Origin of the sequence: Acinetobacter sp. AC1-2 (genome assembly GCF_016124155.1) — a bacterium.
Classification (GTDB): Bacteria; Pseudomonadota; Gammaproteobacteria; order Pseudomonadales; family Moraxellaceae; genus Acinetobacter; species Acinetobacter calcoaceticus.
In genome coordinates, this window is the sequence record NZ_JABFFO010000001.1 from 293349 (window position 1) to 306064 (window position 12716).

Here is a 12716-nt window from a genome sequence, read left to right on the forward strand (position 1 = left end):
AGAAATAAGGGAAATAGACAAGATGAGAAAGTGGTTATGTATTGTCTGTGGCTGGATCTATGATGAAGCTAAAGGCTGGCCTGATGACGGGATAGCTCCAGGAACAAAATGGGAAGATATTCCAGATGACTGGATGTGCCCAGAGTGTCAGGTTGGTAAAGCCGACTTCGAAATGCTCGATATTACTGATGTTGAAATCGAGGAAATTCCGGTAGTAGCTGCAGCTCCAGTGATTGAACCTGTCGTTATTATTGGCAGTGGCCATGCTGGCTACCAAGTGGCTTCAACTTTACGTGCACAATCTCCAGACTTGTCTATTACCGTATTTACTGCTGATGATGGTGCTTTATATAGCAAACCAGCTTTATCTAATGCTTTAGCCTTAGGTAAAGACGGCGATAGTTTAGTTCGTGAGTCTGCTCTTAGTTGGGAACAACGTTTAAATATCCGCGTTTATCCACATACGAAAGTAACTCATATTGACCGTGCCAATAAAAAGCTTCAAACCACTATTGGTGATTATCCTTACGGTAGACTCGTACTCGCTACTGGGGCAACACCAGTTGTCATTCCAATTGATGGTGATTCGACGGCAACACTAAGCGTAAATGATCTAGCGGATTATCGCCGTTTCCGTCAGCAATTATCTAATAAAAAGCATGTCACAATTCTTGGTGATGGTCTGATCGGCTGTGAATTTGCCAATGATTTAGCTGCACATGGTATCAACGTTACAGTTGTTGGTCTTGGCAAATGGGCAATGTCACGTCTTATTCCAGAACCTTTAGGTCATGCTCTACAAAATGCTCTAGGCCAGTTAGGCGTAGAGTGGAAATTACAAAATAGTATCCGTTCTATTCAATCTGAAAACGGCCGTTACCAGTTAACACTCCAAGATGGTCAATCATTTGAAACTGACTTGGTATTAAGTGCAGTTGGCCTGAGACCAAATATTGCACTTGCTCAAGCAGCTGGTCTAGAAACAGCACGCGGTATTTGTACTGGACTTGATCACCGTAGTAGTGATCCTGCAATTTTTGCTTTAGGTGATTGTGCAGAAGTGAATGGCCAGTGGGCACCTTATATCAATCCAATCACGCAAGCATTACCAGCTTTGGTTAATAACCTTTTAGGTCAGTCAACTGCTGCGGATTTGAAATCAACACCAGTTTTAGTAAAAACACCAATTTTGCCGCTTTCTGTCTTGCCAGCAACGGGAACAGGTGAGTGGAAAGTGGAACAACATGACGGCGAGTTAGCTGCTGGTTTTTACAATGAACAAGGCAAATTAACAGGCTTTGCCTTACTTGGTCGCCAATTACAGCACCATCGTAGCGAGTGGCTTGAAAAACTAAATTCGTGTCCATCCACAGTTTAAGTTAAGGGAATAACAAAATGATTGCTTTACCAAATGATGATAGTACCTGTGGTTGGTATGCGGCATTGCCTCCAGCGGGTCCTGTTAAAAAGTTAATCGGTCCACAAAAAGCTGACTATGCCATTATCGGAGCAGGCTTTGCAGGATTAGCAGCAGCTCGAAGATTAGCTGAACTTAAACCGAACGCGCGCATTATTTTAGTGGATGCACAGCGTGTAGCTGAAGGCGCTTCAGGGCGTAACTCAGGGTTTGTAATTGATTTACCGCATAAATTTGCTTTATCACATCCGGACCCTTCGCATAAACAAAAGTTATTGAGTCTGAACCGATCGGCAATTTCTCAATTACAAGGTTTGGTAGAACGCCATAACATTGATTGCCAATGGTCTGCGGCGGGTAAATATCAAGGTGCTGTAGGTGAGCGTGGTGAAGCGCATCTCAATCATTTTGAGCACCTAATGAAAGATTTAGGTGAACCATATCGTTGGGTCGAAAAAGCAGAACTTCAAAAAGTATTGGGTACAGATTTTTATAGCCGTGCGATTTTTACTCCTGGTTCATATTTGATGCAACCAGCAGCTTTAGTACGTGGTATGGGTGACCATTTACCAGACAGCGTTGAGTTATTAGAGCAATCTCCAATTCGTAGTTTGCAAAAAAGTAATAACCAATGGCTTTTACAAGGCGATGAAGGGTCAATCACAACTCCTAAAGTATTACTTGCGACGAGTATTTTTACGCGTGAATTTGGGTACTTGAAGAACCGTTTATTACCAGTCATGACTTTTGCGAGCTGGACACGTCCATTAACTGATCAGGAAATGAAAGTTTATCGTGGTGAGTTAGATTGGGGACTTACTCCAGCCGACCATGCGGGAACAACCTTAAGAATGACCGCTGATCGCCGTATCCTAATCCGTAATACTTATAAACATGTACCTAAATACGGTGCAAACATTAACGATGATAATCGTCGCTGGATACAAGAAGATCATCGCAAAGCATTTTTAGATCGTTATCCAGATTTGGCGAATGTTCCGTTTACCCATACATGGGGTGGTGTTTACGCTATTTCTCGTAACTTCACTAACTTCTTTGGTGAGTTAGAAGACGGCGTTTATGCGAGTGCTTGTGACAATGGTGTAGGAGCAGCATGGGGCACAATTTCTGGAACGCTATTGGCTGATCTCGTTGTCGGTTCAGATTCTCAAGCTTTAAAAGATATTCAGTATGTAACAGGTATGCCTAGCTTAAATCCACCAGAACCGTTCTTAGGTTTAGGTGTCAGAACACGTATTAGATTTGAAAAATGGCGCAGTCGTAGTGAATTGTAAGCGGGAGAAATAGATGAAAGAAGTAAAGTTAGTTGACAGCGCTCAACTTGATTTTAATTTACGTGGCGAAACACCAGACGGCACTGCTTATGTGGCAAGAGCATTAGGAGCTGATGTTTCCCCAAACATGGGTATTGGTTTTGCGCGTTGGGAAGGCGCGGAAGTAAGTTGGAAATTACTTTATGACGAAGTCATTTTTGTAATCGAAGGCTGTTTTGAACTCACTGCTAATGGTCATAAATATGAAGTTCGTCCGGGACAAATGTTGTGGATTCCTGAAGGCACCGAACTCATTTATGGTGGACATGCGGTATTTGGTTACGTAGTACATCCGGGTAACTGGAAAGAATTGCACGGGATTGCATAAAAGAAACGACCCATATTGTTCAGGAAAAGAATAATTTGGGTCTTTTTTATTCTTATGAGTACTAGCCCTTAATGAGGGCTAAGGCGAATTAACGAAAATTTTAAATTTCAGGAGCTTCTCCTGAACAGGGAAGTGTTGTCTGAAAAAAATAAGCAGAGAACAGGAAAGGTTTTCTGCAAATCTTCATTTGAACAAGGATTTGTAAATGAGCAAAGTCTATTTAACACTTGGGTTTGGGTTAATTTCAGTTGGAATGGCATTACCTGCTTTTGCCGGAGTAACTTTTGGAGATCCTAAAAGTGATACGGGTGCTTTAACAATTTCAGGTGCTTTACGTGGGAATTATCAAGATAAGGATTACGGCGAGTCTGCGTCAGACCAGAAAATAAAATTTGATGCAGCTATTTTAAGACTAGGTTACGAGTCACCCGACTGGTTTGGAAAAATCGAATATCGTTGTTATCAATACGATAAATTCTGTGATTTCTCTACTCTAGTTTATGGCTATGCGGGTTACCATTTAAATACAACTGATCATATTACTGTAGGTGTGCAACCCATTCCTTTTGGACCAGGTCGTTTTTGGGATAGCAGCTTTTATGCTGGTATTAACAACACTATGGGTTTGCAGGATGCTTCTAATTTAGGCGCAAACTATCACTTTGAATTACCGTCTGCTACTAAAGTGGATTTGGCTTATTTCGCAACTGATGGTGGTAACTATCACGGGACCAGCAAAGATTCAGCTCGTTATACGGCTAATGTTGTTACCTCATCTGATCCACTCAAAACCGACCTAAATGAAAAAAACATGTGGATGGCACGTGTAGATCAAGATCTTAAGTTTTTAAGTACAGATGATCTCAAGGTATCGTTGGGTGGAAGTTATTGGTATTCAGACATTGAAAATAAAAAAACGTCTGCTGATGGAAACCGAAATACATGGGCTCTATTTAACCGCATTAACTATAAAAATCTGAATGTCGTGCTTACTGGAGGGCGGCAGTCGATTAGTAATAAAGATTCATTGAGTCCAGCTAGCTCAACTTTTGGTTCTTTTGACGGCGAATACGACATTGCTAACAAGGGCTATTTCTATACTGTTGATACCAGCTATGTCTTTAAGAACGTTAAAGATTCGCTCAATGTTACGCCGTATGTCGTTTTTAGTGGATTTAACAAGAAAGAAAAGGGATTTGATGATTCACAGCGCAACATTGTTGGCGTGGCTTGGGACTATAAAAATGTTTCTTTATATACCGAATATGTGATGAGTAAAAACGATCCATTTGTTGGTGGAACGGGCAGCTCGCTTGCAGCAGGCGATGATGGGAAATGGAACAAACTCTTAAATCTCATGTTGATTTATAGCTTCTAAAAGTTTGCACAGCCTTTTTCATTTATCAATATTTTCAGGAAGTTTAAAAGCTTCCTGAAGTCGTTTAGGGATCATAAAAATGTCATCACCCTTTATTAGTACATTTATTTTGTTTTTCTCACTACTTAATCCATTCCTCATGAGTATCTATATGATCGGACTAATTCGTCATACAGATACTAAAGTATTTAATAAGGCTTTGATTCAAGGAGGTCTCATTGCATATGTGGTTTTTCTCTTATTTGCATGGGGTGGAGAAGCAATTTTTAATCGGTATTTAAATGTAAGATTTGAATCATTTCTGATTTTTGGTGGTCTGATTTTTCTAGTGATTGGATATCGATATGTATTTCAAGGAGCTGATACGATTGGTGAAATGCGAGGAGCACCTGAACATTTGGCTGGGACGGTCGCTATGCCTTTTATGATTGGTCCAGGAACAATTAGTGCAGCTGTAGTGACAGGCATGAGCATGTCTCTTGTAGAGGCTGCTATAGTGATTGCCTTAGTACTATTTCTGACTTGTAGTGTTTTGATAGCAATGAAGTTTTCTCATGATCACTTACGCTATAAACATGCCAAATATATTGATCGTTATTTTGATATTGTAGGGCGGTTAGCGGCACTATTAATTGGAACAATTGCAGTTGATATGATCGTAAATGGCGTTACACGGTTGATTGATAAAGTTTGAGAAAATAACAAGTCACAGCCAAAGTATTTTTTGGCTGTGACTAATAAATCTAAGAAGCTAATTTTGCTTGATTCTGTGGGATATGATTTTTTCGAATTGAGAACCAGCAGATCAATGATCCGAAGGTAACCGTTAATGCACCATACCAAAAATTGATTGTTAAATCGGAGTTCAAAACAAAAGCTGAAAATGCCGATGAGAAAATTGGAGAAAAATAAGAAAGCATAATTAAAACGGGCATATTGCCTTTGATAATACCAATATTCCACGCTAGATAACCCATCGAGAAAAAAACAGCATTGATAAAGACAAACAGGTAGCCGTTAATTCCATGTACATGAGGTAGGTGGAAACCTTGAGTAGAGAGAGTAAGGATCCATAAGGCTATAGCAGTTAAGATAAAATAAAGCGAAACAGCGTTAGTTCCATTACTTTGCTTTTTGGTGTAGATACAATAGACCGCCCAAAGAATAGATGCTAAAAAAATGAGTAGGTAACTAATCGGATTTTTTAAAAAGTTATCAATAAAGTTTAGGTTTGGATGATAGTTAATTATAACTATGCCTGCAAAACTTATGATCACTCCTAATATTGTCATTAAATTTACTTTTTCTTCTTTTAATACTGCCAACATAATAATAATTAGAGTTGGCCACATATTAAAAATAATATTCATCTCAATCGATTTCTCTGATGAATTTGCTAGAGTAATTGAAAAGGCAAAACATAATTCAAAAACAACGAAAAGCAAGCTAGATAGAATAAGAAACTTCTTTGAAACCTTTTTTAAATCGGGTAGGCCATATGTTAAGAACAAAATAATAGCACTGATGGTGTATACGTAAGTCACTGTATAGATAGGACCAAAACTTTCTGTAGAAAGCCTGAGTAAGCCAACTAAAGTGGACCAAAGTAACAAAGCAGAAACACCGATTAAGGTTGAGATTTGGCGGCTCATACGATAGACCCGATTAAAAAATTAATCATAATTTTTAAATGGGCACTTTAATAGTTAGTCGAGCACGATAAATAATCATGAGTTAATGACTTTTTATCATCATTAAAAATAGATAATAAAAATACTTAAAATATATTTTTTATAATTTAATTATTAGTTTTATTTTCTTTTAAGTGTAATAAGCATCACACCAAAAATATTAAGAAAACAACCTAGCCATTGGATTGTATTTAAATGCTCGCCTAAAAGGAAGACTGAAAACAGAATAGTAACAATGGGGCTAATGGATGAAATAATAGCGGACTGTGTTGCTCCTACGTATTCTATACTCAATATCAATAGGAGCGTAGGTAGAACAGTAACGAATAAACCTAAACAGATTCCGTACCAAATAACTTGTATAGGTAAAGCTGTAAGTAGTTGTATAGGATGACTAGTTACAACCAGAAAATGTATTAGAGTACCTATACAAGCTGCTGATAAAGATAGTCCCGTTAAGTTCCACGAACCAAATTTTTTAATTAATGGTGGTGTAAGCAAGAGATAGCAAGCAAAAGATAGCAAGCAAAAGCAACAGCACTGGCAAACACTAAGCTTGCTCCAAACCAGAAGTTATGTTGGTCTGGAAGCATTTTCTGCTCTTGGAGCATAACTATGACTGTTCCACCGTAACTTAAGATCAGTGCAAATATTGTTTTTGAACTTAGTTTTTGCTTGAGGATAAAACTCGATGCTAAAACGGCCATAGTCGGATATAAGAATAAAATTATTCGCTCTAGTGACGCCGTAATAAACATGAGGCCATAGAAATCGAGCCAACTAGAAATGTAATAGCCTAATAAGCCGACAGAAAGTAAATATAGAATATCTCTTAGCCTGATATTGCGATTTTGATGGCGACAAAACCAACAGATTACTAAAAAGAAGGGTAGAGCAATTCCCATACGGATAGCCATTAGAGTAATGGCATCTAATGACGAAGTAAGGCTATATGCCTGTTTAATAAAAATGGCTTTACTGCTAAATAGAAATGCAGAGATAAATGCAAACAAGGAACCAAGTTGAATTAAAGAAATATTGAGCTTCATGGAACCTTGCTGCATGAATAAAGAGTATTTTTGGAGAGGGTTTAAGCTTCTGAATTTTCTTTTGATGTTGAGATTTTATAGTAAGCAACATCATAGACAGCTTGTTTGTAAGCTTCATAAGACGCTTTGCTAATAACAACTGCGGATTCTCGGCCTCTGCGAGTAATTTCTACAGGATGCCCAGCGATAGCTTGCTCCATAATCATGGTAAGTTGTGCTCTGGCATTTGAATAATTCCACTGATTCATTTGTAGTTCTCCCTGACTAAATCATTTTCACGATAGGGGAAATGTACAACTCTCTTCAACGGATTTATTCTCAAGGATGAATGAATTTTTATCATGGGTGGATGTGGCTTTATGAAGTGTTTCTCGATATAGATTTAAGTTTTTTATGAAATTGATTTGTAACCTCAGAAATCTGTAACCTTTTTACTTTTTTAAAAGGTTACGCCCTGAAAGCCTTGCCCCCATAAGGCTGTAACCTCAGTAACCTTTGTAACCTCTAAAATTTAGCTGTTTCTTAAATTAAAGTGAGAAGATAGGTATTGATATAAAGCTATAGAAAAAACAGTAGAAGTATTTTTGTATCATGGCTTGTATCATTAGTATGACTTATTTTTTAAAATATTTAATTATCAATATTTTATGAATTTGTTTGGTATTGGATATACCTACCAAGACATTAAAGTCATATAAACTCGAATAGCTTTATATGACTTAAAAAGCCCTAAACTATAATGGTTTAGGGCTTTTTTTATTGCTTTACATAAATTCATACAGCTGATTAATACTTAAGCAGAAAATAATTAAAAATTTCTTTTGAAGACCAAGATAGGAGCGGCTCAAAACAATGATGTCTAAGCGTTTGGATATAATTTTTATTTGAATACATTGAAATAAAGCTTAATAAAATAGTTTAAACAAAAGATGTTTAGATAAGTTTGTGAATAATAATTACGTGAATAGTGTTTTATTTTTTTTATGCTATGAAATTTTAAAAATACCAATTGGTAAATGTAACATATCAATTTTAATCAATAAATTTACTTATTTTTTTAATTGTTATATTATACTCCCTCATTTTGGTAAGCCAAAATGGCTTATTAGAGTGATTTTTTAAATTTATAAAATTGGAAACTTCATGTTAAATATAACTAAATATATAATAGCTTTAGCTTCAGTATTCATAGTAACAACTAGCCATGCTGCTAGTGCTTTGGATGTATCACCAATTTGTAAAAAAGTTGGAAAAGATCTAGATAGCTATATAAACAGAGGGGCGCATTGTTTAGAGTCCGAACCATTTGAAATTCCATTGACTGATGCAAAAGGATTAAATGTAGGTACTGCGAAAGTGGTTGCATATGTTTATTCTGATAATCCAAAAAATGCATTAACTTGGACTTTTAAATATAAACTGCGCACACAAATTATAGGGCAACTTGGCGATTCTCTAAAAGTACGACCTGAGTTGTACTGTTATAATTGCACAGCAAAGACTGTCTATGGCAATCCAATTAATTTAGTAAATGGGTTATCTTTAGAATCTACAACAACTTTCACGCCGTCTAATACAGAGTTAGCTTCTTCAAACCCATTATCATTATCTCCTAGTGTGTCTTTTCAAGTCGTTAAAGCAAACGCGTCATTTAATGATGCTGCAAGTTATGATCCAGGTATTTATAGTCCTGGTGTACGTTGTGATATAGGTAAAGCTAAGGCAAATACGAAAGGATGTGTATATTCAGATGTACCACCTGTCCTTACTACAATTAAAGTCACTAATCCCGATGTAGATGAATCTGCAAAGCACATTAAAGAAGCATTTGCAGCTGGACAACCTGGTAAGTTTATAGCTGGAGCACCTAACTCAGTTTTTCCGAGTTCAAGTGCAAGTCCTTTAACTCGTTTACGCGATGCTCAAACTCGTAAAGATAATCGAGCTGAATCTGTGAAAATGTGCAAAGTTAAATATGGTCCAACTGTTGGTTCAAAATGCTTCTTTACTGGCGATTCAGATGAAGTCGCGACTGACTGTGATTGTGATGAATTTCCATTTGCAGCTACCCACCAAGGTGGTACAGGGGCTTCGGTGAAAAAAATTGATGCTTCTGACAACCGTAGAGCAGGTAGTTTTTTAGGATCTTTCTTCAATGCTGAACGCGTTTTAGATGGCGATAAGTTCTTTATTAATGTTGATTAATAATTAAAATTAGCGAAGTACCTCCTATTTGAGGTACTTCCAGGAATTATATTTATGCAAAAAAAACTTCCAGTACCAGATAACTTACCAAATCATTTAACGGACATTTTTTATCACATCAATATAAATTTGCCAAAAGGCGATTTAAAAGAAACTGTAGAGCTGGATGACGCAATAAATCAAGTTAATGCAAGTGATGTGTATGCTTTACAGGACTATCCTCTACATAATTTATCAGGATATGCAGGATGGGCTATTAATTCAGAAATAACTCAAACTGCAAGTAAAGAAAGCCCTTTATTAATTACTCATTGGTACTATTGGGGACAACAGCTTTATAGATCAATTAATCCCTATAAATTAGACCTAAAAGCTCCAAGTTTGTTAGAGATTCCTGCCTATACAAAATTACCAGAGTCTTTAGATGCAGTCATTGCTGAACAAGATGAAAGATTAGATCTTTCTGATACCGATGCTAAAAAGATTACTGGTTCTATTCTAGCCATGCATGGTGTTATTCCGAAGGGCAGTATATTTAAACAAGGCGATGTGATTTTAAAACAAGATGAGAAAATTACTCCTGAAAAATTAATTGCCTTAAGACGGGCTGGAATCAAAGAATTATCTATATATAAGAATCCCAAAATTCTCATTGTAAGTATGCATTCTTTTGATGAAGATGAAATGAGCGAGGAAAGTCTCTATGTTAAAGATGTCTTGAAAACATGGGGATATGAACACGTAGAAATAAAATTACTTAAACCTGAACGTTTCGATGCAGCATTTAATAATCTTAAAAAAGATAATGACCCAGCTTTAGATGACTCATTAACGACAAGCAGAGACGAATATATAAAGTTCTTTGAAGAACACACCTCAAATTTTGATGTCATTATTTGCTGCACATATCAAAATAACCGTTCTTCTTTATTTCAGCTTGAAAAACTTCCAATCTTTGATCAAAGCAGCATGTCATCGGCCTTAAATACACGTTGTATACCAGCGAATGAAATTAAAATTCTAAAAGGCAAAGATAGGACTCCACCTAGTCGTGAGACAGTGCAGATATATGATGAAAGCGGTAATCATAAAGGTATGCGAGTAGTTGTTACAGAAGATAAAGCGACTATTATTAATTTACCGGGTGATATCCAAGATATTGCAATTCTGATGCATGCTTTTGTGAAATATATTTTGAATAAGCATATCTCAGACTTTTTTGATCATGCTTACTTTAAAGGTAAAGCTGACATAGAGATTGTTCCTGATACGACAAACAGAAAATTGTTATGGGGAAGTTATAAGGCTCAAGAAAATGGTGAATATTTATTAGAAATTATTGAGCAACAACAGCCATATCAAATTGAACCGTTTTTTAAAGCGAACTGTATTGTGATGGTTCCGTTTCAAGAGCAGGTCATTGCAAAAGGCACCGATTTATATTTTATGAAAATAGATTAAGTCTAATTTCTATTTATAACTTAATTGGGCGGTGTAACCTCAGAATTTTGCAACCTTTGTACTTTCTAAAAAGGTTACACCCTCAAAACTTTGCTCTATAAAGCTGTAACTCTCAAAACTCCCCACCTTTATAAACCCCACTTAAACAATCACTTATTCATTATTTATCCTTACTTTTTAATGATCTAATTTAAAGCAAATGTCATTTGCTTGACTGCAAAAGGGTAGAGCACAGTCCTTTGCCTGCCCGCATTGAGCGCAAATCCCTTATAAACACTCAGAATCCAGAACTTCAACTTTTTATAAATAAAATAAATATATATATTAGAAAACTTGATTAATTTTATTTTTCGTATACAATGAACATAACTAGAAAAAGTCATGTTTGGTAAATCTTCTCTAAGTACCGCAGTATTAGTCATAATCCTTCGTTTTTTTCAGATTTTCAGCTCCATTCTTTATTATTTCGATGTTACTCATAACCAATAAAATGGTTTAAATTTTTAAAAAAACTAGGATGTATTATGTCTAATTCAAATATCATGAAAGGTACTGTTAAGTGGTTTAACGAAGCTAAAGGTTTCGGTTTTATCCAACCAGAATCAGGACCAGACGTTTTTGCTCATTTTAGCGAAATCGCTAACTCAGGTTTCAGAACTCTTGCTGAAGGCCAACGTGTTGAATTCAGTGTTGCACAAGGCCAAAAAGGCCCAAATGCTGTAAATATTGTTGCTCTATAAATAATTATAAGCAGTCATAAATGAAAAGCACTAATGAGTGCTTTTCACTTTAAATTAATTTTAAAATTATTTTAAGATTATAAGTAAATTTTAATTTAGGATATAAATTGTTAAAAATAAATGATTTAATTGCAAAATCTAAAAATGGTACAGAAATTTTAGTGTCTTTAATTCCTCTAAATAGAATACAAAATACACGTGAAGGTTTTAAAACTGTTGAAGTTGGTAAAAGAGTTCTTCTTTCCTCTGGAATTGAAGTTGATTTAAATTTAGATGGTCGCACCTTTTATGCGTCTATAAATCAACTATTTAAATTAGATTATAGAGTTAGTTAAAACTCAGTTTGCTATTGGATATTTAGGCGGGTCCATTATTTCTGCCATAATTTTATTAGGATATCGTTATGCTTAAACAAAATATCAGTGTCAAAGACCAGTTTGGAATTAAATACGTCATTCAGGCAACAGTAGATAATTATTTCGCTAATACTCAATGTTTTTCTAATTTAAAATACATTACAGTTGAAGGTGAAGATATACGACCGGGTTTTGAAATGTTTTTTCAAAGTACCCTAAGTGGTAAAATTTTTAAAATTGATAAAATAAATTAATCTATCAACGTAGTACATTTAACGTTGCAGGATAGAGTTCTTAAAAATAGAAAACCTCATAGCTTTAGGGCACATTGCAAATACTCAATTACACAATAACTTTAATAATAAAGCGCAGGTGGCGGAAGCCGCACTAGCGCATTTCTAGTTTCCTAAACCCCTATATCTCAAAATTCCGCAACTTTATAAACCCTAATTTAACAATAACTTATTTATTATTTAACCTTACTTTTTAATGATCTAATTTAAAGCAAATGTCATTTTGTGTGCTTGACTGCAACAAATGTGAAGCTTATCCTTTGCCTGCTGGCCACATTGCCAGTCGGCTTTGACAGGCTGAATAATAACTCCCGCATCAGAGCTTTTCCTTCTGAGGAATAGCCTTGTGTGGTGTACCACTCGTTCCCTCCCGTAGCGGTAGGACGGGAGAGGGACACTTTCGGGTGTGCTAGTTTGAGTTATTACTAGTCTGTCAACCTTCTTCCGTTCTGCCACCATAATTC

General features: G+C 36.1%; 12 protein-coding genes and 2 pseudogenes. 11 read left to right on the top strand and 3 right to left on the bottom strand.

The annotated features are described in order from the left end of the window. Positions 1-22: 22 nt before the first annotated feature. The 6 genes and pseudogenes from HL290_RS18550 to HL290_RS01325 all read left to right on the top strand — a co-directional run. Positions 23-184: pseudogene (locus HL290_RS18550) on the top strand (rubredoxin); the annotation flags it as partial. After that, a complete protein-coding gene (locus tag HL290_RS01305) occupies positions 173-1378 on the top strand; it encodes an FAD-dependent oxidoreductase (RefSeq protein WP_227602227.1) in 1206 nt (401 codons plus the stop codon). The pseudogene HL290_RS18550 and the gene HL290_RS01305, both read left to right, overlap by 12 nt. Positions 1379-1395: 17 nt before the next feature. After that, positions 1396-2712, top strand: a complete 1317-nt coding sequence (locus HL290_RS01310; protein WP_198495369.1) for an NAD(P)/FAD-dependent oxidoreductase — start codon at positions 1396-1398, stop codon at positions 2710-2712. Between the two features lie 13 nt (positions 2713-2725). Continuing rightward, on the top strand, positions 2726-3079 hold the full coding sequence (locus tag HL290_RS01315) for an ethanolamine utilization protein EutQ (RefSeq protein ID WP_003650499.1): 354 nt from the start codon (positions 2726-2728) through the stop codon (positions 3077-3079). 205 nt (positions 3080-3284) lie between these two features. Continuing rightward, positions 3285-4457, top strand: a complete 1173-nt coding sequence (locus HL290_RS01320) for a hypothetical protein (RefSeq protein ID WP_198495370.1) — start codon at positions 3285-3287, stop codon at positions 4455-4457. Positions 4458-4536: 79 nt separating this feature from the next. Beyond that, positions 4537-5151: a MarC family protein gene (locus HL290_RS01325; RefSeq protein WP_198495371.1), complete on the top strand. Its 615-nt coding sequence runs from the start codon at positions 4537-4539 to the stop codon at positions 5149-5151. Between the two features lie 49 nt (positions 5152-5200). On the opposite strand, the gene yddG is transcribed toward HL290_RS01325, so the two are convergent. The 3 genes and pseudogenes from yddG to HL290_RS01340 form a co-directional block, all read right to left on the bottom strand. Continuing rightward, positions 5201-6109 (bottom strand): aromatic amino acid DMT transporter YddG, encoded by a 909-nt coding sequence (yddG, locus tag HL290_RS01330; protein WP_198495372.1) that lies wholly within the window; start codon positions 6107-6109, stop codon positions 5201-5203. Positions 6110-6268: 159 nt separating this feature from the next. After that, positions 6269-7197, bottom strand: a pseudogene (locus HL290_RS01335) (DMT family transporter). A 41-nt stretch (positions 7198-7238) separates the two neighbouring features. Next, positions 7239-7445: a type II toxin-antitoxin system Phd/YefM family antitoxin gene (locus tag HL290_RS01340; RefSeq protein ID WP_045429906.1), complete on the bottom strand. Its 207-nt coding sequence runs from the start codon at positions 7443-7445 to the stop codon at positions 7239-7241. Positions 7446-8340: 895 nt separating this feature from the next. Between HL290_RS01340 and HL290_RS01345 the strand changes: the two genes are divergently transcribed. The 5 genes from HL290_RS01345 (at position 8341) to HL290_RS01365 (ending at position 12213) form a co-directional block, all read left to right on the top strand. After that, positions 8341-9402, top strand: coding sequence for a NucA/NucB deoxyribonuclease domain-containing protein (locus HL290_RS01345; protein ID WP_003650526.1), 1062 nt, complete (start codon positions 8341-8343; stop codon positions 9400-9402). A gap of 54 nt (positions 9403-9456) precedes the next feature. Further along, positions 9457-10863 carry a molybdenum cofactor biosysnthesis protein MoeA gene (locus HL290_RS01350; RefSeq protein WP_198495373.1) on the top strand — a complete coding sequence of 469 codons (1407 nt, stop codon included), beginning with the start codon at positions 9457-9459 and terminating at the stop codon, positions 10861-10863. A gap of 524 nt (positions 10864-11387) precedes the next feature. After that, the gene (locus HL290_RS01355; RefSeq protein WP_003650532.1) at positions 11388-11603 is read left to right on the top strand and encodes a cold-shock protein; all 216 of its coding nucleotides are present in this window, start codon (positions 11388-11390) and stop codon (positions 11601-11603) included. A 107-nt stretch (positions 11604-11710) separates the two neighbouring features. After that, entirely contained in the window at positions 11711-11938 is a 228-nt protein-coding gene (locus HL290_RS01360; protein WP_003650533.1) for a hypothetical protein, read from the top strand. A gap of 68 nt (positions 11939-12006) precedes the next feature. Further along, complete coding sequence (locus tag HL290_RS01365; protein WP_004643550.1) at positions 12007-12213, top strand: hypothetical protein; 207 nt, start codon at positions 12007-12009, stop codon at positions 12211-12213. Positions 12214-12716 lie beyond the last annotated feature (503 nt).